Source organism: Brevibacterium spongiae (assembly GCF_026168515.1).
Classification (GTDB): domain Bacteria; phylum Actinomycetota; class Actinomycetes; order Actinomycetales; family Brevibacteriaceae; genus Brevibacterium; species Brevibacterium spongiae.
The window spans coordinates 1,642,072-1,664,631 of sequence record NZ_CP093443.1 but is presented as its reverse complement, the minus strand read 5'-3'; the positions used below and the strand labels follow the sequence as shown (position 1 = coordinate 1,664,631).

Annotated in this window: 18 protein-coding genes; 7 read left to right on the top strand and 11 right to left on the bottom strand. The window is 65.3% G+C overall.

The window, feature by feature from the left end; translation table 11 throughout:
- Positions 1-153: 153 nt before the first annotated feature.
- Together phoH2 and L1F31_RS07410 are read right to left on the bottom strand one after the other, a co-directional pair.
- The gene (phoH2, locus tag L1F31_RS07415) at positions 154-1,461 is read right to left on the bottom strand and encodes an RNA 5'-3' helicase PhoH2 (RefSeq protein WP_265420000.1); all 1,308 of its coding nucleotides are present in this window, start codon (positions 1,459-1,461) and stop codon (positions 154-156) included.
- Positions 1,462-1,659: 198 nt separating this feature from the next.
- Complete coding sequence (locus L1F31_RS07410) at positions 1,660-2,424, bottom strand: isoprenyl transferase (protein WP_283255790.1); 765 nt, start codon at positions 2,422-2,424, stop codon at positions 1,660-1,662.
- Positions 2,425-2,527: 103 nt separating this feature from the next.
- Between L1F31_RS07410 and trhA the strand changes: the two genes are divergently transcribed.
- Positions 2,528-3,313 (top strand): PAQR family membrane homeostasis protein TrhA, encoded by a 786-nt coding sequence (gene trhA, locus L1F31_RS07405; RefSeq protein ID WP_265419998.1) that lies wholly within the window; start codon positions 2,528-2,530, stop codon positions 3,311-3,313.
- 119 nt (positions 3,314-3,432) lie between these two features.
- Here trhA and L1F31_RS07400 read toward each other — a convergent pair whose 3' ends face one another.
- Positions 3,433-3,819: a hypothetical protein gene (locus L1F31_RS07400; protein WP_265419997.1), complete on the bottom strand. Its 387-nt coding sequence runs from the start codon at positions 3,817-3,819 to the stop codon at positions 3,433-3,435.
- The gene (mca, locus tag L1F31_RS07395; RefSeq protein ID WP_265419996.1) at positions 3,816-4,826 is read right to left on the bottom strand and encodes a mycothiol conjugate amidase Mca; all 1,011 of its coding nucleotides are present in this window, start codon (positions 4,824-4,826) and stop codon (positions 3,816-3,818) included. The genes L1F31_RS07400 and mca overlap by 4 nt, the downstream gene beginning before the upstream one ends.
- A 123-nt stretch (positions 4,827-4,949) precedes the next feature.
- Between mca and L1F31_RS07390 the strand changes: the two genes are divergently transcribed.
- The gene (locus L1F31_RS07390) at positions 4,950-5,375 is read left to right on the top strand and encodes a DUF4307 domain-containing protein (protein WP_265419995.1); all 426 of its coding nucleotides are present in this window, start codon (positions 4,950-4,952) and stop codon (positions 5,373-5,375) included.
- A 263-nt stretch (positions 5,376-5,638) separates the two neighbouring features.
- A complete protein-coding gene (greA, locus tag L1F31_RS07385; protein ID WP_265419994.1) occupies positions 5,639-6,133 on the top strand; it encodes a transcription elongation factor GreA in 495 nt (164 codons plus the stop codon).
- A gap of 59 nt (positions 6,134-6,192) precedes the next feature.
- Here the strand turns inward: greA and L1F31_RS07380 are convergent, their stop codons facing one another.
- Positions 6,193-7,635: an AI-2E family transporter gene (locus L1F31_RS07380; RefSeq protein WP_265419993.1), complete on the bottom strand. Its 1,443-nt coding sequence runs from the start codon at positions 7,633-7,635 to the stop codon at positions 6,193-6,195.
- A 64-nt stretch (positions 7,636-7,699) separates the two neighbouring features.
- On the opposite strand from L1F31_RS07380, the gene L1F31_RS07375 reads away from it, so the two are divergent.
- From L1F31_RS07375 to L1F31_RS07365, 3 genes are all read left to right on the top strand, one after another.
- A complete protein-coding gene (locus L1F31_RS07375; protein WP_265419992.1) occupies positions 7,700-8,620 on the top strand; it encodes an SGNH/GDSL hydrolase family protein in 921 nt (306 codons plus the stop codon).
- Positions 8,617-9,294 (top strand): Maf family protein, encoded by a 678-nt coding sequence (locus L1F31_RS07370; RefSeq protein WP_265419991.1) that lies wholly within the window; start codon positions 8,617-8,619, stop codon positions 9,292-9,294. Before L1F31_RS07375 ends, L1F31_RS07370 begins: the two co-directional genes overlap by 4 nt.
- Positions 9,295-9,417: 123 nt before the next feature.
- On the top strand, positions 9,418-11,229 hold the full coding sequence (locus L1F31_RS07365; RefSeq protein ID WP_265419990.1) for an acetyl/propionyl/methylcrotonyl-CoA carboxylase subunit alpha: 1,812 nt from the start codon (positions 9,418-9,420) through the stop codon (positions 11,227-11,229).
- A gap of 167 nt (positions 11,230-11,396) precedes the next feature.
- On the opposite strand, the gene L1F31_RS07360 is transcribed toward L1F31_RS07365, so the two are convergent.
- The 4 genes from L1F31_RS07360 to L1F31_RS07345 form a co-directional block, all read right to left on the bottom strand.
- A complete protein-coding gene (locus tag L1F31_RS07360) occupies positions 11,397-12,674 on the bottom strand; it encodes an RNA polymerase sigma factor (RefSeq protein ID WP_265419989.1) in 1,278 nt (425 codons plus the stop codon).
- Positions 12,674-13,015 (bottom strand): YciI family protein, encoded by a 342-nt coding sequence (locus L1F31_RS07355; RefSeq protein ID WP_265419988.1) that lies wholly within the window; start codon positions 13,013-13,015, stop codon positions 12,674-12,676. Before L1F31_RS07355 ends, L1F31_RS07360 begins: the two co-directional genes overlap by 1 nt.
- 122 nt (positions 13,016-13,137) lie before the next feature.
- Positions 13,138-14,562 (bottom strand): NAD(P)H-quinone dehydrogenase, encoded by a 1,425-nt coding sequence (locus L1F31_RS07350; RefSeq protein ID WP_265419987.1) that lies wholly within the window; start codon positions 14,560-14,562, stop codon positions 13,138-13,140.
- 161 nt (positions 14,563-14,723) lie between these two features.
- The gene (locus tag L1F31_RS07345; RefSeq protein WP_265419986.1) at positions 14,724-15,275 is read right to left on the bottom strand and encodes a gamma carbonic anhydrase family protein; all 552 of its coding nucleotides are present in this window, start codon (positions 15,273-15,275) and stop codon (positions 14,724-14,726) included.
- Positions 15,276-15,538: 263 nt separating this feature from the next.
- Here L1F31_RS07345 and L1F31_RS07340 point away from each other — a divergent pair, with 263 nt between their 5' ends.
- Positions 15,539-15,787, top strand: coding sequence for a WhiB family transcriptional regulator (locus L1F31_RS07340; protein WP_009374875.1), 249 nt, complete (start codon positions 15,539-15,541; stop codon positions 15,785-15,787).
- A gap of 166 nt (positions 15,788-15,953) precedes the next feature.
- Here L1F31_RS07340 and L1F31_RS07335 read toward each other — a convergent pair whose 3' ends face one another.
- Positions 15,954-17,468 carry a sensor histidine kinase gene (locus tag L1F31_RS07335; RefSeq protein ID WP_265419985.1) on the bottom strand — a complete coding sequence of 505 codons (1,515 nt, stop codon included), beginning with the start codon at positions 17,466-17,468 and terminating at the stop codon, positions 15,954-15,956.
- A 123-nt stretch (positions 17,469-17,591) separates the two neighbouring features.
- Positions 17,592-22,472, bottom strand: coding sequence for an NAD-glutamate dehydrogenase (locus L1F31_RS07330; protein WP_265419984.1), 4,881 nt, complete (start codon positions 22,470-22,472; stop codon positions 17,592-17,594).
- Between the last annotated feature and the right edge of the window lie 88 nt (positions 22,473-22,560).

Here is a 22,560-nt window from a genome sequence, read left to right as displayed (position 1 = left end):
GAGGAAAGCTCGCTGTTTTCGCGGATTCGCCGCGGCGCAGTGACCACCAACGCCTGCCCCGGCTGCCGACCGCTCAGGTTGCCGCCGACCGCTCAGCGCATACCGCGATACGGCGGCGGCAACCTGAGCGGTCGGCGACAAGAGCGCTGGAACTCAGGAGCGGAACGGGTCGAACTCCTCGAGCACGTCGGTGACCAGAGCCGCGATCTCCGAACGTTCGGACCGTGTCAGAGTGATGTGGGCGAAGAGGTCGTGTCCCTTGAGCTTTTCGATCACCGCCGCGATTCCGTCGTGCCGGCCGACCCGCAGATTGTCCCTCTGCGCGACGTCGTGGGTGAGCACCACCTTCGAGTGCATCCCGATGCGCGAGAGCACGGTCAGCAGCACATTGCGCTCCAAGGACTGCGCCTCGTCGACGATGACGAAGGCGTCGTGGAGCGACCGCCCTCTGATGTGCGTCAGCGGCAGCACCTCAAGGATGCCTCGGTTGACCACCTCGTCGATGACGTTCTTGCTCACCAGCGCGCTCAGGGTGTCGAAGACCGCCTCGGCCCAGGGATTCATCTTCTCCCCTTCGCTTCCAGGCAGGTATCCGAGGTTCTGCCCGCCCACCGCGTAGAGCGGCCGGAACACCATGATCTTCGAGTGTTTGTTCTCTTCGAGCACCTTCTGCAGACCTGCCATGAGCGCCAGCGCAGACTTCCCCGTTCCGGCTCGCCCTCCCATCGAGACGATTCCCAGTGCGTCGTCGAGGAGCATGTCGATGGCGATCCGCTGCTCCGCCGAGCGTCCGTGGACTCCGAAGATGTCGCGGTCCCCTCGGACCACGGACACCCGGTTGCCCGCCTGGACACGGCCGAGGCCCGAACCCCTCGGTGAGGTGATGACGACTCCGGTGTTGACGACTTCCTCGGACACCGCCTCGGTGACGATTGCTCCCGAGTCGTAGAACTCGCTCATCTGCTCCTCGTCGAGAGCGAGCTCGCTCATTCCTGTGAAGCCCGAATCTGCGGCGAGCTCCGCAAGGTACTCTTCGGCGTGGAGTCCCAGCGCGGAGGCCTTCACCCGCATCGGCACGTCCTTTGTCACGACGACGACGGAGTTGCCTTCAGCCGAGAGGTTTCGGGCAACCGCCAGAATGCGGGTGTCGTTCTCTGTGCGATCGAATCCGACCGGCATCGTCGAAGCGTCGATGTGATTGAGCTCGACACGCAGCGTCCCACCCGCGTCGCCGACAGGAATCGGCTGATCCAGACGATCGAATTCCGATCGGAAGTCGTCGAGGATGTGCAGGGCTTTGCGGGCAGTGAACCCGAGCTCAGGATGGTTGCGTTTGCCTTCGAGCTCGGAGACGACGATGAGCGGGATGACGACGTGGTGTTCGGCGAAGCGCAGAAGCGCTCCCGGATCCGAGAGCAGCACCGAGGTGTCGAGAACGTAAGTGTTGACATTTTCAGCCATGAGGACCTCTGTGGCGTGAGTTCCGCCGAGATCCGGTTCTGACATCCCCCGATCTCGGGTTGGTGTCGACCAACTACTGCCAACCTATCCCGGATCTGGAGTGTTTCGTCTCCGGCACGCGCGTTCGGGCACGGCGAGGTTGTGAACTTCGTGTGAATGCGAGATGCCCGGGTTCAGGAACAGCCGCAGCAGCGCAGGCTATTTGCCGAACCGGCGTTGGCGCAGCCCGTAGTCACGGACGGCGCGGAGGAAGTCCGTGCGCCGGAAGTCCGGCCAGTAGGCTTCGCAGAAATAGAACTCGGAGTAGGCGCTCTGCCACATGAGGAATCCGGAGAGACGCTGTTCGCCCGAGGAACGGATGATGAGATCCGGATCGGGCTGTCCCTTGGTGTAGAGGTGCTCGCCGATCTGCTCCGGTGACAGTTCGGAGATGATCGTCTCGAGTTCCAGCCCTTCATCGGCGCGCGTGCGCAGCAGGGACTTCACAGCATTGACGATCTCCTGACGGCCGCCGTAGCCGACGGCGACATTCACTCGCATTCCGCACTCATCGGTGTCCATGGCCACAGCTTCCAAGCGTGCCCGCAGGTCGGTCGGCAGGATGTCGAGATCACCGACGAGCTGCACTCCGACACCGTCGAGGGCGGCGATCTTCTCCACCAGGTCGGAGATGATCTCGATGAGGATCGACACCTCTTCGGCCGACCGAGCAAGGTTCTCCTTGGACAGAACGTAGAGGGTGACGATCTCCACGTCGATCTCGAAACACCAACCGAGGAACTCGACGATCTTCGCCGCACCCGCCCGATGACCGTCAGCGGTCGTGGCCCCGAACTCCTTCGCCCACCGGCGGTTTCCGTCGGTGATGACACCGACATGGCGCGGAACCGGCACCGACTTGTCGAGCTCACGCTTGAGCCGCTGCTCGTACAGCCGATAGAGCAGGTTCACTGGTCGCGCCACAGCTGTCCTCTTTCGCATTGGTCGTCGGTGGGTTCGAACACTGTACAGACTACTAGGCGCGTCTGCTGAATGAGGCTTCAGACTCACTGGCTACGATGGTGGTATGAATGCTCCGGTCACTGATCCGTCCACTGCCGGTCCCGACGCCGCCCGACCCCGTGGCGCCTCTTCTGCGAACTCTGCTTCGCCCGGCGAACACCAGCGCATAGCCCGTCGTCGGTCGGCGCTGCGCACCGAACTGTCCAAGCTCGCCGGCCAGGTGAAGCCGAAGCTGCGCGGTTGGTTCCACGCCGGCGCGTTCCCGCTGGCGATGCTCGGCGGACTCGCGCTCGTGATCATCTCCCCCACGATCGAGTCGCGCATCGCCGCTGCGATCTTCGCCATCACCGGAATGCTGCTCTTCGGCACTTCCGCCGTGTACCACCGCGGCCGCTGGCGCACCCGCGCCCGACTCATTCTGCGCCGGCTCGACCACGCGAACATCTTCCTCATCACGGCCGGCACCTACACTCCCCTGGCCGTGCTCATGCTCCGCACTGATCAGGCCGTCCTGCTGCTGTCGGTGCTCTGGGGAGCGGCCGCGCTCGGCGCTGCCTTCCGCACGATCTTCATCACCGCACCGAGGTGGCTCTTCGTACCGATCTACGTCGGCTTCGGAGTCGCCGGAGTCGGCTATATTCCGCAGATCTGGGCGGCGAATCTCGCTGTCGGCCTCCTCGTCGTCCTCGGTGGCGTCTGCTACATCGCCGGTGCCGTCATCTACGGCATCAAACGTCCGAACCCTTCACCGAAGTGGCTGGGCTTCCACGAGATCTTCCATATCCTCACGATCTTCGGCTACGGCTGTCACCTCGCGGCACTCATCGTCGCAGCGGTCGCCGCTTACTGACCGACGATAACGGCGAGGGCGCGACCTGTTGGTCGCGCCCTCGCCGTATCTGCGAATCTGTTGGGCTGCCCTTCGGCTGCCCGGATCTGCCTCTGCCGAAGATCGGCGAAGGCAGATCCTCAGGACCGTCTGTCTGAGTCCCCGTTCGGTGCGTCTGCGTCCGTCGGAGTCTCCTGCGTGGATTCCGAGGCTGCGGACTCTTCCTCTGTCGGCTCGTCCTCACCAGATTTCTGCTCTGCCGCGTCGGCCGGCTCAGGGTCTTCCGGGCCGGAGAGCTTCGACTGGTTAGGTACTACGTGCCGACGCAGCGGAATCGGGTAGGCGTCTGTGGTTCCCGAGCGTGCTCGGACCCTGCGGACTCGGCGCAGAGCATCCCGGATGAGGAAGATCGCCACGACGATCACGGCAAAGGTCGCGAGAAAACCAATCGTGCCGGGAGTCACCAGATCCGGGTCGGGAGTGCCGCCATCGGTGGACGGAGCTGGTGTTGAGGCAAGGATGATCATGCGGGGGTTTCGCTTTCAGTATGGGCAGTGTCTTCTGCAGGTGTGTCCTCGCCTGTCGGCGAATCCGGGAGCATTCCCTCGGCCGGGACACGGCGTCCATCATCGAAAGTCACACTCGCGAAGAGGTCGTGTTCCTGGAAGTCGACGTCCGGGGTCAAAGGCTCACGCTCGGTGAGGTCAACGGCAAGTTCGAACTCCTCGGTGGGCCAGTAGGTGCGAGCGGCTTTCCGGGAGGCGGAGAAGAAGCCGCCTTCGGGGTCGATCTGCGTGGCATGTGAGAGCAGAGCTCGGTCTCTGGCGGGGAAGAACTCCGAGCACGCGATGCGGGTGCTCAGCCAGTTGCGGCGCGCGTTGTCACGCTTCTTGAAATCCTCGAGATGATCGGCGAACGGGGACTCGAGTCCTGCTTCCGTCATCTTCTCGTGGATGGTGATCCACTTCTTCGCCGAGAGGTCCTGGTTGTAGTAGACCTTCTGCACCTGCCAGGGCTCACCGAGCTCGGGATGCGAATCCGCATCGGCCGCAGCCTTGAGCGCCGCCATCGTCACGGCATGGGTCTTGATGTGGTCCGGGTGCGGGTATCCGCCGAGCTCGTCATAGGTGGTCACCACCTGCGGGCGGAAGGTGCGGATGATGTGGACCACCGGGAGCATCGCCACTTCGTCCGGCACCCGGTAGAAGCATCCGGGCGGAGTCTGATTGTCGAAGTCACCATCGGGCAGGCCGGAATCGACGTGGCCGACCCACACGTGATCGGCGCCGAGCGCGGCGGCTGCTGCGGCCATCTCCTCACGTCGGAGTCCGGCGATGTCACGGCTGGCCTTCGGGCTCTGCAGCAGCGCCGGGTTGAGGATATCGCCGGCTTCGCCGCCGGTCATCGTGGCGATGAGGACACGTGCACCCAAGGAAGCGTACTTCGCGTTCGTCGCCGCACCCTTGGAAGACTCGTCGTCGGGGTGGGCGTGAACCGCAAGCAGTCGCAGCCCATGGTACGGAAGCGAAGTCATAACGTAGATGTCCCTTTCGAATCAGCCTGGTCGCCACTTTCCGCCGACGCTGTGGCTGACATGATCGCCGGCAGAGGATCGACTACTCTAGGTTAGTGTGCGAAGTACTTAAAGAGGAATTCAATGACTGAGGTAACAGTGGCCGAGCCGTTGCACGAAGACCGCTACGGGCGTACCCGCAAACCCACGCGCGGCCTGGGCCGCCGCGCCAGGATCGTCGCCGCTATCGTCCTTGTCGTCGCGATCGCGGCCATCGCGTTGTGGGCGTTCCGTCCGCAGACGAATCCCACGACACCGCGAACCCTCAACTATTCGGTTGTCGACTCCTCTGCAACGCATGTCACCGTCGGAATATTTCCCGACCGTGACCGCGACGTCCACTGCATCGTCCAGGCGACGAACAAAGACGAAGCGATCGTCGGCTTCACCGAGGTGACCGTCCCCGCTGCGCCGGACAACGACCCGAATTCGCCGAAGCGCCTCGACGTCGAACTGGCGACGACCCAGCTGGCTGCATCGGGACACGTTGACTCCTGCTGGTTCGAATAGCAGCTGCAGATTCGAAGAGTGCCTGCTGGGCCCGAACAGCGCGCCAGTTCGCATAGTGCGAACACCTTCGAATAGGACTCGCACGCATCGGCCTTCTGCCGCCCCGACAGCAGACTCGACCACGGGGACGTGACTCAGCTCATCGTTTTCGACAGCAGATGCGTTACACTGTAGTTTCATTCAACTTCCGGGCGTGCCCATACGCCCGGTTTTTTCGTTGCCTGACACGCCCGTCAGCGCACCGAACCGAAGAAGGAGTAGTCATGACCGAGGAAGTCACCCAGGAAGAGACATGGTTGACCCAGGAAGCCTTTGACCGTCTGTCGAAGGAACTCGAGCATCTCTCCGGACCGGGTCGTGCAGAGATTGCTGAGAAGATCGAAGCCGCCCGCGACGAGGGTGACTTGAAGGAGAACAGCGGTTACCACGCTGCGCGTGATGAACAGGGCAAACAGGAAGCACGCATCCGCCAGCTCGAGGTGCTGCTGCGCAATGCGAAGGTCGGCTCCAGCGACAGCGACGGCAAGACCGTTGCCCCTGGAACCGTCGTGACCGCCAGCGTCGCCGGCAACTCGATGCGGTTCCTGCTGGGCAACCGCGAGATCGCCGGAGACTCCGACATCGACGTGTTCTCGGAGAAGTCACCGCTCGGTGCCGCCGTCCTCGGCGTCAAGGCCGGAGACAAGAGCTCCTATGAGGCGCCCAACGGCAAGACCATCGAGGTCAAGGTCGAATCCGTGGAGGCCTTCACCGGCTGAACCGGTGTGAATGCAGTCGGGGGCGGGTGTGATCACACCCGTCCCCGACTGCATTCACTTCACTTCCTGCGGCCGCCGGCTCCGCGGGAACCGCCGTCGTCGCCACCTGTGGAGTCAGGAGCAGACGCATCGGAACCGGCCGCTCCGGCCGCAGACGCATCGTCGTCCGCTGCGTCATGGACCGCCTCGGTGAGTCGATCCTCCGCCCTCTCCAGCACGGCCGTCGCCTCACGGTCCTTCGGATCGTCCGGGCTCGGATCGTCCGAGGAATCTTTCTCGTGATCGCCGCTGTCGGCGCGGACGATGTAGCTGACCACACTGTTGAGGACCGCGACAGCCGGCACAGCGAAGAGCGCTCCGACGATGCCGAAGAGGAAACCGCCGCCGGTGACTGCCAGGATCACGGCCAGAGGATGGACCGAGACGGCCTTGCCCATGAGGAAGGGCTGGAGGACCTGGCTCTCGATCTGCTGAACGGCGATGACCACGGCCAGCATGATGACGGCGCTGACCAGGCCGTTGGACACCAACGCGACGAGGACGGCCACGGCACCCGACGCGATCGCACCGACGACGGGGACGAACGACGTCAGGAACACGAGCACGGTCATGGGGATGACCAGCGGAATGCCCAAGAAGGCCGCACCGATGCCGATGCCGATCGCGTCGACGGCGGCGACGAGGATCTGCACCCGCACGTACTGGACGAGGGTGGTCCACCCCTTGAGTGCGGCTCCGGTGGCGACGGGGCGGGCGGGGATCGGCAGCAGGCCCATCACCCATTTGAAGATGTTCTGCCCGTCGTAGAGGAAGAAGAACGTCGTGAACAGGCACACGACCAGGCCGGTGAGGAAGGTGCCGACCGAGGAGGTGGCTTCCAGGGCACCGCCGAGGAGCTGGCTGCTGTTGTTCTGGAAGAAGTTCGTCGCGGTCTTGATGCCGTTGTCGATATAGCTCGAGATCGTGGACGAATCGATGCCGAAGGGACTCGTGGCCAACCAGCTGCTGATTCCGGACACACCGGCGATGACCTGTTTGACCAGATCGGGCATTCCCGAATAGATCTGCTGACCGACGAGGGCGAAGAGGCCGAGCACGACGACGATGAATCCGATGAACGCGATCGCCGCGGCCCCGCCTCGGGGCAGGCCCTTCTTCACCATCCACCCGGTGAAGGGCGCCAGCAGAGCTGCAAGCAGCAGCGCGATGAGCACCGGCAGGACGACGCTGGAGATCTTCGACAGCAGCCAGAAGGCGACGCCGATGGCGATGAGGACGACGATCGACCTCCACGACCAGGCCGCTGCGAGCTTCAGCCCCGGCGACACATACGGTTTCGCTTCGGCTTCGATGCGGCTGAGGGCGATCTCCTCAGGACTGACGCTGCGCGACGGGGTGACTTCGGCTTCGGGCTGGGAGCGGGAGGAGTCACGTCCTCGCCGGAACGCCTCCCAGGCCCCACGAAAACGGTTCGGGGATTGCGGCTGCTCGTTATCGGTCATGCTCCAACAATAGTTGTTGATGGACTCACTAAGGTGGAATGATGACGCCTGAGGAGGGAAATCAGTGGGAAGACGCATGATCTTTACCCTGGCGAGCATGGGGGCGACCGCGCTCGGTGCCGGGGCATCGGTGGCGGGGCTCCTCCGCCATCAGGCGGGTTCGCTGCGTCGAGCCTTCGATGAGGACGAGAATCGACCTCACTCCACCTTCGCCGAGGCGATCGCCGCCCCACGTGATCATGACGATGACGATTCCGCCGCTTTGGCCATCATCGGCGACTCCTGGCTGTGCGGTGTCGACGTCGATGCCGAACACGCCCCACCCACGCTCATCGGACGCGGACTGGCCCGCATGCTCGGCACCACGGTGCGGGTGCAGACCACCGCACGACCGTCCGCGCTCTCCGAGGACCTCGGCCGCCAGGTCGACGAAGTGCTGCGCTCACCGTGGCTGTCACGCCAGCTGTCGGATCGCTGGAGCGAAGATCGCCGCTTCGCGATCATCTCGATCGGCACCGGCGACATCATCCATCCGATCCAGGCGACGATCGGCGTGCCGATCCTCAACCAGGCGATCAACCGGCTCCAACGCGAAGGCCGCTACACCGTCTTCGTCCTCGTCTGCCCCAACCTCGGCGGGCTGCCGGGACTGCGCGATCCGCTCAAGACCTCGCTGCGCCGGACGTCTCGAGTCCTCGCCGGGTCCCAGTGGCTGGCGGCTCTGGCCGCCCGCGCAGTTCCGCTGCGGTCGACCGGGTCGCTGAGCGGCACCACACGCAGGTCTCTGCTCAACGAGTCGGGGCGCTTCCCCAGCGAGCTCGGCTATGCCCAGCTGTCATCGACCCTGCTCGCTGCGATCGCCGAACGCATCGAGGCCCCGATCATCGTCGACCGCAGCCTCGATATTCCGGAGAAGGGCGAAGACGCCCGCCGCGAGGAGCTCGTCCCCGACCAGCAGGCTGACCCGCAGGCAGCCGTCTCATGATCCCGGTCGTCCTCGCCTCACAGTCCCCCGCCCGCCGCCAGATCCTCACCTCAGCGGGCATCGATCCGCTCATCATCGTCTCCGAGGTCGATGAACGCGCCATCGAGGACGATTTCACCGGTTCCGTCGGCGATCTCACTCTCGCTCTGTCGCAGGCGAAGGCCCGGGCCGTCATCGACCGGATCATCTCCTCTCCGCCGTCGACGCTGCCGCAGACGGAGACCGTCATCGTCATCGCCGGGGACTCGCTGCTCGAATTCGACGGACAGGCCATCGGCAAACCCGGCACCGCCGAACGCACCCGCACCGTGTGGTCGGCGATCGCCGGACAGTGGACGCAGCTGCATTCGGGACACACGGTCGCCGTGCTCAGACGCACCCCCGGAACCGGCCCCGAGGCGGCGCGCCTCGAACTCAGCGATCTGCGGTCGAAGCGGTCGACCACCTCGGTGCTCATCGGCTCCCCCAGCCCCGCGGAGCTGGAAGCCTATATCGCCACCGAAGAGCCTTTCCACGTGGCCGGTGCGCTGACGATCGACGGCTATGGCGGTGCTTTCGTCGATTCGCTCGACGGCGACCATCTCACGGTGCTCGGCCTCAGCCTGCCGGTGCTGCGCGAATTGGTCACCGACATCGGCCTGTTCTGGCCCGATCTCTGGTCACAGAGGCACTAGACTCGATTCCGACAGGGTGACACGCCCGAAGCCATTGAAGTTCTCGCCCGTATTTTTTATCGGTGATCTACAAGTCGTTGGTGTCCTTCTCTAAATTGTTCTGTGATCATACAAAGGAGCGCCATGACCACAGTCCTCCCCGACGCCGCGACCACGGTTCTCAGCACCACCGTGCCGACCGGGGCCGTCCGCCGAGTCCTCATCGCCAACCGCGGTGAGATCGCTCTGCGCATCATCCGAGCCGCACACGACCTCGGCATCAAGGCCGTCGCCGTGTACACCCGCGCCGACTCCGACGCCGACTTCGTCGAACTCGCCGACGACGCCTGGCTGCTCGACGGCGCCGGAGCCGGGGAGACCTACCTCGACGTCGACAAGATCCTCGCCTTGGCCAAGCGCTCAGGGGCCGATGCCATCCACCCCGGCTACGGATATCTGGCCGAGAACGCGCACTTCGCGCAGGCGGTCATCGACGCGGGTCTGATCTGGATCGGCCCTCCCCCGGCCGCCATCGAACTCCTCGGCGACAAGTCCGGCGCCCGTGCCGTCGCCGAGGCCGTCGATGCCCCGGTGGCACCCGGTTCCGACGGTGCCGTGGCCGATCTGGCCGAAGCCGCCGCGGTCGCCGAGCGCATCGGCTTCCCCGTCGTCGTCAAGGCCGTCCACGGCGGCGGCGGGCGCGGCTTCCGCGCCTGCGGCTCTGCCGACGACCTCGAGGGTGCCTACACCGCCGCGACGCGTGAGGCCCAGTCAGCCTTCGGTCGTGGAGAATGCCTCATCGAGAAGCAGATCGTGCGTCCCCGACACCTCGAGACGCAGTGCCTGGCCGATGCTCACGGCAACGTCCGAATCGTGTCCACCCGCGACTGCACGCTGCAGCGCCGCAACCAGAAGATCGTCGAAGAGGCACCCGCCCCGTTCCTCACGCCTGAGCAGGAGCGCATCGTCTCCGAAGCCTCGGCGAGGCTGCTGGCCCACGTCGGCTACGTCGGCGCCGCCACCTGCGAATACCTGCTCGGTGAAGACGGCACGATCATCTTCATGGAGGCCAATGCGCGCATCCAGGTCGAGCACACCGTCACCGAGGAGATCACCGGAGTCGATCTCGTCGGCTGGCAGGTGCGCATCGCCTCGGGCGAGACCCTTCCCGATGAGTTCCCCGCGGTGCGCGGACATTCCTTCCAGTTCCGGATCAACGCGGAGGATCCCTCCACGTTCTTCCCCGCCACCGGCACGGTGAAGAACTACCGGGCCCCGTCCGGTCCCGGTGTGCGTCTGGATTCGGGCATCGGCGAAGGCAGCGTCGTCGGTACGGACTTCGACCCGATGCTGGCCAAGCTCGTCGTCACCGGTTCCACCCGTGACGAGGCACTGGCTCGCGCCCGCCGTGCACTGTCGGAATACCGGATCGACGGTGTCTCGACGCTGCTGCCGCTGCACCGAGTCCTCGCGTCCGAACCGGCCTTCGCCACCGATTTCAAGGTCTGGACCAACTGGCTCGAAACCGCTTTCGCCAATCCTCTCGCCGATTCCCAATCAGGAGAACTCATGAGTGCCGCAACCGACAGTTTCAGTGTGGTCGTCGAGGTCGACGGTCGGCGGATGACCGTGTCTGTCCCCAAGGACGTCATCTCCGATCTCGGACATGTGCCGAGCCCCAGCGTGCCGCGCCGGAAACGCGGGCTCAGCAGCCGCAAGGGTGCGAAGATCGCCGACGATTCGAACGCGCTCAATGCTCCTATGCAGGGCACCATCGTCTCCGTCTCCGTCAGTCCAGGTGACAGCGTCGAAGCCGGAGACACTCTCGCCGTCATCGAAGCGATGAAGATGGAGCAGCCGCTCAAGGCCGGGCACTCGGGCACCGTCTCCGAGGTCCTCGTCGATGCCGGAGCCTCAGTGAAGTCCGGTGAGGCGATCATCCGCTTCGCCGCCTGAGTCGCGGCGCCGCAAGGGCGCCCCTCTGCGGAGCTCCCGTCACCGCCTGCGGAGGTCCCGTCACCCTCTGCGGAGCTCCCGTCACCGCCTGCCGTCCGTTCATCCTGAACCGACGGCAGGCGTCATAGTATGGCGTCCCTGCCCGGTTTATAACTTCTCTGCCCGGGTCACCGATCGAGGTCGGTGACCCGGGCAGAGATGAATTCGGACTCGGCGTCGTTGCCGGGGCAGGCCAGTCCTGCGGCATAGGCGTCTTCGGCCTCGTCGCTGCGTCCGAGTTCGTCGAGCGTGATGGCCCGCGCAATGTGGTAGGGCCGGTGGCGCAGGAGCTGCGGCTCGTCGGCCAGCTCATCCAGTGCCCTCATCGCCGCTGCGGGTCCGTGCACCCGGCCGAGGGTGATCGCGATGTTGAGCGCGATCACCGGGGACGGGTCGCGGTCGAACAGCATCCGGTAGAGAATGAGGATCTGGCGCCAGTCTGTGTCGTCGAAGCTCACGGCTTCCGCGTGGAGGGCCGCGATCGCCGCCTGGATGGTGTACGGACCGGCCCCCGGTTCTCCGGCGGCTGTGCTCACCAGTCCGGTCCCCTCGGCGATGAGGAGGGAGTCCCACAGGCCCCGGTCCTGCTCGGCCAGCGGCACCGGTCTGCCGTCGGGACCCACTCGTGCGGGGTCGCGTGCCGAGCTCAGCAGGAGCAGCGCCAACAGGCCGCGCACCTCGGTTTCGTCCGGCAGATAGCCGACCAGCTGTCGGGTCAGCCTGATCGATTCCTGCTGGAGGTCCACGCGGGTATGAGCGGGTCCCGAACTCGCGTTGATGCCCTGGGTGAAGATGAGGCAGAGGACGCGCAGCACTCCGGGCAGCCGGTCGAGCAGGTCGTCGGGTCCGGGACGCCCGAAGGGGATCCCGGTCTTGAGGATCCGCTGTTTGGCGCGCACGATCCGCTGCTGCATCGTCGCCGTTTCGACGAGGAACCCGGCGGCGACCTCGGCGGTGGTCAGCCCCGAGAGGAAGCGCAGGATGAGGACGATGCGTTCGTCTTCGCGCAGAGTGGGGTGTGAACAGGTGAAGAACAGTCCGAGGCGTTCGTCGGGGATGTCCGCGGCGTCCATCTCCTCGCCGAGGCGGTCCGCGTGGTCGTCGTGGTCCCCTGAGCGCAGTTCGTCCTCGATGCGCAGCCGGGCGAGGTGGCGGGTGCGCACCTCGTCGGCGCGGATGAGATCGATCGCACGGTTCTTCGCCGTGGTCATCAGCCACGCCTGCGGCCGCTCGGGCACTCCTCTGACCGGCCACGTCTCGACCGCACGGAGCACCGCATCGTGCAGCGCCTCCTCGGCGAGGTCGAAATCCCGGAACCGGGTGACCAGCGCTGCGAGCAGCCGCCCGAAGTCCTCCTCGCCGATGGCGGTGAGGACTCGGGCGGCCGAGCCGGGAGCAGGGTCCATCAGTAGTCGGCGACCGGCCGGATCTCGATGTGACCGGCCTTCGCACCGGGACTCTTCTTCGCCCAGGCGATCGCCTCGTCGATGTCGGCGACCTCGATGACGTAGCTGCCGCCGACGAACTCGTTCGATTCGGCGAAGGGCCCCGAGGTGACGAGGGCTTCTCCGCCGGATTCGCTGACCCGCACCCCGAGTTCGGGGCCTTCGAGAGCGAAGCCGCCGACGACGATCCCCGCCTCGGTGATCTCCTTGTCGAAGGCCATGAACTCGCTCGGGTCCGCGCCTCCGGTCTCTCCGCACTCGGGGTCCTCTGTGCGTCCCATGAGCAGAAGTGCGTATTTCATGTCGATCTCCTCTGTCGTTTCCGATGTCATGCCGGGCGGCCTGACACCATGATGACGGCCGAGGACGACCGAGATCGACAGCTGCGCAGAAAAATCTTCAGTGCAGCCGCCGCGCAGTGGGATCAGAGGTGGCGGTGGAGCTTTCTGGCCGCCTCGGTGAGCGAACCGCTCACCGAGGGGTAGACGACGAAACTCGCCGCGAGCTGGTCGACGGTGAGTCGGTTCTCCACGGCCATCGTGATCGGCAGAATGAGTTCGCTGGCCCGAGGGCCGACGACGACGCCGCCGAGGATCGACCCGGATCCCCTGCGGGCGAAGATCTTGACGAAGCCGTCCTCGATCTCGAGCATCTTCGCACGCGGGTTCGTGTCCAGCGGCAGCATCACCGTGTCGATATCGGTCGGGTTCTCCCGGTAGTTCTGCTGGGTGAAGCCGACGGTGGCGATCTCGGGGGCGGTGAACACGTTCGATGCGACGTTGCGCAGCTTGAGCGGCTGGACCGCGTCGCCGAGGGCGTGGTTCATCGCGATCCGTCCCTGCATCGCGGCCACGGACGCCAGCGGCAGCACACCGGTGCAGTCACCGGCAGCATAGATGCCTGGGCGGGAGGTGCGGGAGACGCCGTCGACGACGATATGGCCGGATTCGCTGGTGCGCACACCGGCCTTCTCGAGGCCGAGGCCCTCGGTGTTCGGGATCGAGCCGACGGCCATGAGGCAGTGGGAGCCCTCGACGCGACGACCGTCGGCGAGCACGACCTCGACGCCGGATTCGGTGCGGGTCACCGAGGCGGCACGGGAGCGGGAGAGGACGTTCATGCCCTTGTTGCGGAAGACGAATTCGAGCACATCGGCGGCGTCCTCGTCCTGCCCGGGCAGAACCTTCTCGCGCGAGGACACGAGGGTCACCTCGGTGCCCAGCGCACGGTAGGCCGAGGCGAATTCGGCACCGGTGACACCGGAACCCACGACGATGAGGTGCTCGGGCAGCTCGTCGAGGTCGTAGAGCTGCGTCCAGGTCAGGATCCGCTCACCGTCGGGCTGCGCGGTCGGCAGCTCACGCGGGTGGGCACCCACGGACAGCAGGATCGTCGAGGCGTCGAGCGTGTATTCGGTGCCGCCGGACTCGACCACGTGCACCTGATCGCGACCGGCCAAGGTCGCCTTGCCCTGGATCGCCTTGACGCCGGCCCGGATGAGGCCTTCGTAGATGTCGTTGGCCTGAGCGTCGGCCAGCGAGAGGATGCGCTTGTTGACGGCCTCGAGGTCTGCGGTCACCCGGCGGACATTGCTCGCGGTCTCGTCGTCGTGCTCGATCCGGATCCCGAGGCTGTCGGACCGTTCGATCTCGTCCATCATCTCCGCTGTGGCGATGAGGGACTTCGACGGAACCACGTCGGTGAGCACCGCTGAGCCTCCGCAGCGGTTCTGCTCGATGAGCATGACATCGGCGCCCAGCTGAGCGGCTACGAGTGCGGCCTCGTATCCTCCGGGGCCGCCGCCGATGATGACGACGCGATCTGCAGTGGAATCAAATTCTGTGTTCACTCTCAGATTGTCTCAAATCGCCACGGTCCTTGCGAACGGCGCTCCGGGGCGTCGATCCGATATCCCAAAGGCGCACACTCTGTCGGCACGGATCCGATCAGGACGGGTCGGATCCGGTCCGACGACTGTCTCTCAGGGAAGGACAGGTCCGACGGATCCGCTCAGGACGGATCGACCACCTCGGCGGTGTCCTTGTGCAGGGTCGAGAGTTCGACGTATGACTGCGCGTTCCGCCGCACCTTCTCCACTCCGTCATCGTCCATCTCCCGCCGCACCTTCGCCGGGACTCCTGCCACGAGAGAGCGCGGCGGGATCACCGTGCCTTCGAGGACGACAGCTCCGGCGGCGACGAGGGATTCGGTGCCGATGTGCGCGTCATTGAGCACTGTGGAGTGCATGCCGATGAGCACATCGTCGTCGACGACGGCGCCGTGGACGAGAGCCTGGTGGCCGATCGAAACGCGGGCACCGATGACGACGGGCTTGCCTGCGTCGGTGTGCATGACAGTGTTGTCCTGGACGTTCGAGTCCTCACCGATCGTGATCGGCGCGGCCTCGGCCCGCAGCACGCAGCCGTAGAAGACGCTGGCCCCCTTCTTCACATGCACATCGCCGACGAGGGTGGCGCCGGCGGCGATGAAGGCGCCCGGATCGATCTGCGGGGTGTGCCCTCCGACGGAGACGATGCGGGGGCCGGCGAGGTCGTTGGTCATGAGTCCTCCATTGGTTCACGAACTGTCTGCTTTCGCCTGTCAGTCTAGACGGAGTGGGCTGAGACGACGGCTCCGGACGCATATCGGACCGATTTGCGCGAACGCCTGCATAGCAGGACAATAGGGAAAATATTTGTCAGAAATTTCACACTGCCGGACCCTTGTGCGCCCAATTGCGTTATGTGAACCTTGACTGAGAGAGTTGCGCGCCCGGAATTACGGGCGTGATCAACCGCGTTCACTGAATTCGTCGAAAGGTCACCATGGATTGGCGACACCGTGCAGCATGCCTCAATGAGGATCCGGAGCTCTTCTTCCCGATCGGCAACACCGGACCCGCGCTGCTCCAGATTGAGGAAGCGAAGACCGTCTGTCGCCGCTGTGAAGTAGCCGAGACCTGCCTGCAGTGGGCTCTCGAGTCCGGTCAGGATGCCGGAGTCTGGGGTGGGCTGAGCGAAGACGAGCGTCGCGCACTCAAACGCCGCGCAGCTCGCGCCCGTCGCGCCGGCTGAACCGACCGACGCAGTCGCCTTCGGCGCTGCACACTGAGTCCCTTGTACCGATGACGAATCATCGTCGTCAGCACAAGGGACTCAGTCGTTTCTGCGCCGTCTCTGCGCCCTCATCGCCTCGGCGCTGTCCACAACCGCTGCCCGCGGTCGCGCCGCAGCGGGCTGCTCAGTCGTAGGAGTCCGGGCGCAGCGGAACGTCGAGGATCGCCACGGTTCCGCCGCCTTCGCGGACTTCCCATTGGATCGACCCGGCCAGGTCGGCAGACACCAGAGTGCGCACGATCTGCGTGCCCAGCCCGTTGCCCGGGCTCTGGGATTCGCCGAGGCCGACACCGTCATCGGCGATCGTGACCCGCAGGTGGTCGCCGTTGCGTTCCGGAGTCACCCACACATGTCCGTTGAGCGTCTCCCCCGGTGCCAGATCCTCCTGCTGTTCGGCAGGGAAGCCATGTTCGATGGCGTTCGTGATCAGCTCGGTGATCGCCAGCGCCAAAGAGGTCGCATCTGCGGAGGAGATCGCTCCGAAGCTGCCGCACCGTTTGAGCTCGATGTGCACCAGCGGACTGGTCAGTTCAGGTGTCAGACGCAGTCCCTTGTCGACGACCTCATCGAAGTCGACCTCGGATTCGACTCCTTGGCTGAGCACGTCGTGGACGACGGCGATGATCGAGACTCGACGCATCGCCTCGGTCAGTGCGCTCTTCGCCTCGGGGCTGTCGATGCGCCGGGTCTGCAGTCGCAGCAGCGCTGAGACGGTCTGCAGGTTGTTCTTCACCCGATGGTGCATCTCCTTGATCATCGCGTCACGTGAGAGCAGCTCGCGTTTGCGCCGTCGGATCTCCGAGACGTCACGCGCCAAGACGATCGCCCCGACCCGCTCTCCCGCATCGGTCAGCGGGATGGCGCGCAGGGAGATGCTCGTGCGTCCGACCTCGAGTTCGGTCCTCCACGGCGCCCGCCCCGTGAGCACCAGCGGCAGGGTCTCATCGACCTGGCGCAGTTCGGCACCCAGACTCGAGACCACCTCGGCGAGGTAGCTGCCTTCGATCTCTCCCCCGTGCCCGAGCCTGTGCATGAGCGACACTGCGTTCGGGGACGCGTATTGGACGTGTGAATCGCGATCGAGGATGAAGATGCCGTCGCCGACACGCGGTTCTCCGTGCCGGACCCCGCTCGGCGCGGCCCGGTCGGGGAACGTGCCTTGCACGATCATCCGCATGAGAGCCATCGCCGTTTCGCGATAGTACTTCTCCAACCGCGACGATCCGCGGCGGCGGACCTCTTCGGAGTAGCGGACGACGATCGCAATGGCCGCACCGTTGCGCACGATCGGGACCGCCTCGGCGAGGATGTCGACATCGGCCGCTCCTGCGCTCACCCCGAGGTCACGGGCCGTCTCGACCTGGGTGACGAACGTCTGGGTGGCGCTGGCCTCGTCGAGCAGCTCCTTCTCCATCCCGGTCGCCCGGGCACCGATGAGGTCCCGATTGAACAGGGTCGCCCCGGTCGTCGATCGGGCGTGGGCCACCACGGTGTACGCGCCGCTGGGCGAGGGCACCCACAGCACGAGGTCGGCGAAGGAGAGATCAGCCAGCAGCTGCCAGTCCCCGACGAGCAGATGGATGTGTTCGACGTCCAACTCATCCGTGAGGCCCTCGGCCGCCAGCAGTTCGTTGAGCACGATAGTTCCTCCCAGGTGAGATCAGCAGACCCGGGTTCCCCTCGGGTCTGCTGATGAGTCGATGATCAGACGCTACCACTTAATCGGCGCCCGCCCGGACTCGTCGAACGAGCCGGTGGGGGTTCAGGAGCTGTGTTCGCTCTCCCACGCCGAAGAGCGGACCATCGACCGCAGCGAGCGCAGCAGCACCGACAGCGGAGCCTGGGTCACGTGGTCGAGTCCGAGGATCGTCTCCGTCGTCTCGAGCACACGCGAGACCACGGTGTCGTTGCGATCGAGCCATTCGGCCAACCGCTGCTTCGCCCTCTCATCCGGGGTGCCCGAGATCGGCGAATCCGTGGCCGCCAACACCGTTCCCGCGACGGAGAGGATGACGGAGTAGAAGTCGTCGCGCATCGAACCGCGCGCCAACGCCGACCAGCGGTCGCTGCGATCGAGCCCGCCGATGAGAGTGAGCACCTGAGAACCGGAGAAGCGTTCGTTCACCGCATAGTAGACCTCGGCGACATCCTCGGCGGATTCGTTCGCCCGTGCCGCGAGCTGCGTGATGTCCAGAAGCACGAACTCGTCGAGCAGAGCAGCCGCCCGCCAGGCCAGATCGCTGGGCACACCGGAATCGATGTAGTCCTGCGCCTTCGCCTGCATGGCCTCCGCATCGTAGCCGTCGACGAGTTCGGGGACACGGGAGCGCAGCGCCTCGACGACCTTGCCGTACATCTCGATGCCGGAATCCACGTCGAGGCTGTCCGGGGCCTGCTGCACGAGCCAGCGCGAAGACCGGTCGAGCAGACGGACATAGTCGTGCTGGAGCTTCACCTGCACCTCGGTGGGCACCTGATTGTCGAGGGCGCACACCGCTTCGAAGTAGTCGTCGAGACCGAAGATCTCGGAGACGACGACGAACACGCGCGCAATCTGCGGCACCGAGGCCGGTGTCTCCTCGAGCATCCGGTAGATGTAGGTCAGGCCGCCGCGATCGACGAGCCGGTTGACCAGCTTCGCCGTCGCAATCTCACGATGCAGCGGGTGTTCGGGGATGAGCTGCCCGTACTTCTCCTGCAGCGACTCCGGGAAGTAGGAGACGAGCTCGCGACGCATCCAGGTCTCATCGGGCACGACGCTGCCGAGGATCTCGTTCGCGGCGTGCATCTTCACATAGGCCAGCAGCACGGCCAGCTCAGGTGAGACGTAGTAGCCGAATTCGCGCTTCGCCAGTTCGTCGGCGTTGGGCAGGAATTCGACGGCCCGATCGAGATCGGCGTGCTTCTCGAGATAGCTCAGCATCCGCCCATAGGTGCCGGACATCGATTCGGTCTGTGCCCTGGCCTCGCCGAGGACGACGTTCTGCGCATAGTTGTTCGACAGCACCCGGTCTGCGACCTGGTCGGTGAACGAGTGCAGAACCTGTTCCCGTTCCTCGGCGGCGAAGGCGCCCTTGTGCAGCAGAGTGCGCAGGAGCAGCTTGATGTTGACCTCGTGATCGGAGCTGTCGACGCCGGCGGAGTTGTCCACGGCGTCGGTGTTGATCTCGACCCCGTTCAGTGCCGCTTCGACGCGCCCGAGCTGGGTCACACCGAGGTTGCCGCCCTCACCGACGACCCGTGCCCGAACATCGGCACCGTCGATGCGGATGCCGTCGTTCGACTTGTCCCCGACCTCTGCGTGGGACTCCGTCGAGGCCTTGATGTAGGTGCCGATGCCGCCGTTGTAGACGAGATCGACGGGAGCCTTGAGGATCTCGGACATCAGTTCCGCAGGGCTGCGCCTGCCGGGTTCGATGCCGAGCACCGAGGCGGCCTCTGCGCTGAGATCGATCGACTTCGCCGACCGGGGGAAGACTCCGCCGCCGTCCGAGATGAGTTCCCGGTCGTAGTCCTGCCAGCTCGAACGCGGCAGGTCGAAGAGCCGCTGGCGCTCGACGAAGCTGCGTGCGGCATCGGGGTTCGGATCGAGGAAGATGTCACGGTGGTCGAAGGCCGCGACGAGGCGGATGTGTTCGCTGCGCAGCATTCCGTTGCCGAACACGTCGCCGCTCATATCGCCGATGCCCACGACAGTGAAGTCCTCGGCAGCGGTGTTGAGTCCGAGTTCGCGGAAATGGCGTTCCACGGACTTCCAGGCACCGCGGGAGGTGATGGCCATCTTCTTGTGGTCGTATCCGACCGAACCGCCGGAGGCGAAGGCGTCTCCGAGCCAGAATCCGCGGCGTTCGGCGATCGCATTGGCCACATCCGAGAAGCGTGCGGTGCCCTTGTCGGCGGCGACGACGAGGTAGTAGTCGTCACCGTCGTGGCGGACCACACGGTCGGGGTGGACGACGACCGAGGAGTCATCAGCACCGTAGGTGAGGTCGTCGGTGACCTCGAGCATGCTTTCGATGAACACTTCGTAGGCAGCCTGACCAGCCGCCATCCACGCGTCCCGCTCGCTCATCGGCGGCAGCTGCTTGGGGAAGAACCCGCCCTTGGCGCCGGTGGGCACGATGAGGGCGTTCTTGACCATCTGCGCCTTGACGAGACCGAGGACCTCGGTGCGGAAGTCATCGCGACGGTCCGACCAGCGCAGACCGCCGCGGGCGACGGTGCCGAAGCGCAGGTGCACGCCTTCGACCTGCGGCGAATACACCCACATCTCCAGAGCTGGCTTGGGTTTGGGCACGAAGCTGAGTTCCGTGGGCCGGATCTTCAGGACGAGAGCAGTCGGCAGCTCACCGGACTCATTGATGTAGTAGTTCGTGCGCAGGGTCGCTCTCAGCAGTTCGAGCGAGGAGCGCAGCACCCTGTCGGCGTCGAGGCTCGCGACCTCGGACAGAGCGGATTCGATCGCTTCGTCAAGGTTCGCCACCGCATCATCGCGACCGGCGTCGTCTGCGGCCGGGTCGAACTTCGCGGCGAAGTACTCGACGAGCTGCTTCGAGATCTCCGGGTGATCGCTGTAGACCTCGCCGACATAGGCGTCGGAGTAGGTGAACCCGGCCTGGCGCAGATACTTGCCCAGTGCGCGGATGATCGTCACATGCGGCCAGGACAGACCGGTGACGACGAGGCGGTCGAAGACACCGGCCTCCTTCTTGCCTTCCCAGCCGGCCATGAATGCATCCGAGACGCGTTCACAGTCGTCATCGCCGAGCTCGTCTGCGAAGCTGAGGCCGAAGTCGTAGATGTAACGGTGGCTGCCGTCGGCGAGGTCGAGTTCGTGCGGACGCTCGTCGACGACGGTCGCGCCGAAGGCCGTGAGGTAGGGCAGCACTTCGGACAGGCCGACCCGTTCGCAGCGGTAGAGGACGAGACGCACGGAGGCGTCGGCCGATCGATCGGGACGGTACAGGCGCACTGCCGGACCCTGCCCTGAGTCCAGGGCTTCGAACCTGGCCACGTCGGCGACCGCCTCGGCGGGGGTGTGATGCTCACCGTAGCTGGGAGGGAACGCCTTCGACCACAGGTCGGCGCGGGCATGCGTCGTCCCGCTGTCGCCGTGTTCGGCGGGGATGAGGAAGGCATGGACGTCCTCGGACCAGGAGCGGACGGCACCGACAATGCGGGCCTCGACCTCCTCGGCGCTGATCTGGGGAAGTTCGGAATCGCGGGCGACGCGGGCGACGAAGTGGATGCGGGCCAGCGCCGATTCGCTCAGCAGCACGTCGAAGTCGACGCTGTCGGCGTTGTAGAACTCGCGCAGAACCTCCTGCACACGCACGCGGGCGTCCGTGTTGTAGAGGTCGCGGGGCAGGTAGAGGATGACGGAGACGAAGCGCTGGTAGGGGTCGGCGCGGACGAAGACCCGCGACTCCCGCCTCTCCTGCATATCGACGATCTCCATGACCACGTCGAAGATCTCCTCGGTGTCCTCGTGGAGGAGATCCTCGCGAGGGTAGTTCTCGAGCACGCCGAGGAGTTCATTGGCCGAGTGCGAGCCGGCGGGGAAGCCGCTGGCGGAGAGGATCTTCGCCACCTTCCGGTCGATGACCGGGATGTTGAGGACGCTGTCGTTGTAGAACTCGGGTTTGAATACGCCGACGAAGCGACGTTCGCCGACGATCTCGCCCGCGGCGTCGAAGGTCTTCACCCCGATGTAGTCCATGAACGAGGAGCGGATGACGCGTGAGCGGGAGTTCGCCTTCGTCAGCACCAGCACGTGCGGTTCGAGCGCCTTCTCGGCCACCGCACGGCTGAGCGGAGACTTCACGAGGGGACGCAGAGCGGAGATGCCCAAGGAAGTGTCCTCGATGGGCTCGAGGCTGCTGTGCTCAGCATCGTGGGTGTAGTCGTATTCGCGGTAGCCGAGGAAGGTGAAGTGGCCGTCGAGCCAGTCGAGCAGGGACGCCGCGGCTTCGGCCTCCGAGGACAGCTCGGGCCGTGGGGCGTGAGCGGTGAGTTCGGCTGCGATGTCCTTGGCCTTGCGCGCCATCGCCTGGGCATCACGAGCGGCCGCGGCGACATAGTCGAGAACTTCACGCAGCCGCTTCTCGAACTCGGGGAAGTCGTCTTCGGGGATCCGGTCGATTTCGAGACGGATCCACGACTGCTGCTGCAGGGCTTCCGAGGACTGCGGGGACGGTGACTCGGAGACCAGTGGGAGACTCGCCGTATCGGCAGTCAGTGCGGGCGCCTCGGCCGGGGACACGATCGATTCGCCTGCCCCGGAACCGGAGACGGTGATGATCGGGTGATGGACGCGGCGGATGGCGCGACCGCTGGCAGCCAGATCGCTGACGATCGAAGACACCAGATGCGGCATATCGGCCAGGACGAGCGCGACGACCGTGTGGTTGTCACGGAACTCAGGAGAGTCGGGCGCGGGATTGTAGATCGCTATCGCCGGGGTCTGTCCGTCGTATTCGGTGCCGACGGCGAAGTGTCGGGCAGCTGCCGCGGCATAGGCCTCGGGGTCGCTCGCCCCTGATTCGAATCGCGGATAGTACGCATCGAGGAAGTTCTCGGGGGCACTCTGCCCTCTCAGCTTCCTCCACTCTTCTGCAACGTCCGAAATTGAGACCTGAGTCACTGTGTCACCTCTATGATCACCGAGCATTCGTCAAGCGGCACGTCCTCGAACCGCCATCCCCCACACTATGCTCAAATATCGAGAAAGG

What these genes read in the sequence shown, in the direction of transcription:
- phoH2 (WP_265420000.1), bottom strand. Translation starts at nt 1,461, where the DNA reads ATGGCTGAAAATGTCAACACTTACGTTCTCGACACCTCGGTGCTGCTC.
- trhA (WP_265419998.1), top strand. Translation starts at nt 2,528, where the DNA reads ATGAATGCTCCGGTCACTGATCCGTCCACTGCCGGTCCCGACGCCGCC.
- L1F31_RS07400 (WP_265419997.1), bottom strand. Translation starts at nt 3,819, where the DNA reads ATGATCATCCTTGCCTCAACACCAGCTCCGTCCACCGATGGCGGCACT.
- mca (WP_265419996.1), bottom strand. Translation starts at nt 4,826, where the DNA reads ATGACTTCGCTTCCGTACCATGGGCTGCGACTGCTTGCGGTTCACGCC.
- L1F31_RS07390 (WP_265419995.1), top strand. Translation starts at nt 4,950, where the DNA reads ATGACTGAGGTAACAGTGGCCGAGCCGTTGCACGAAGACCGCTACGGG.
- greA (WP_265419994.1), top strand. Translation starts at nt 5,639, where the DNA reads ATGACCGAGGAAGTCACCCAGGAAGAGACATGGTTGACCCAGGAAGCC.
- L1F31_RS07380 (WP_265419993.1), bottom strand. Translation starts at nt 7,635, where the DNA reads ATGACCGATAACGAGCAGCCGCAATCCCCGAACCGTTTTCGTGGGGCC.
- L1F31_RS07370 (WP_265419991.1), top strand. Translation starts at nt 8,617, where the DNA reads ATGATCCCGGTCGTCCTCGCCTCACAGTCCCCCGCCCGCCGCCAGATC.
- L1F31_RS07365 (WP_265419990.1), top strand. Translation starts at nt 9,418, where the DNA reads ATGACCACAGTCCTCCCCGACGCCGCGACCACGGTTCTCAGCACCACC.
- L1F31_RS07360 (WP_265419989.1), bottom strand. Translation starts at nt 12,674, where the DNA reads ATGGACCCTGCTCCCGGCTCGGCCGCCCGAGTCCTCACCGCCATCGGC.
- L1F31_RS07355 (WP_265419988.1), bottom strand. Translation starts at nt 13,015, where the DNA reads ATGAAATACGCACTTCTGCTCATGGGACGCACAGAGGACCCCGAGTGC.
- L1F31_RS07345 (WP_265419986.1), bottom strand. Translation starts at nt 15,275, where the DNA reads ATGACCAACGACCTCGCCGGCCCCCGCATCGTCTCCGTCGGAGGGCAC.
- L1F31_RS07340 (WP_009374875.1), top strand. Translation starts at nt 15,539, where the DNA reads ATGGATTGGCGACACCGTGCAGCATGCCTCAATGAGGATCCGGAGCTC.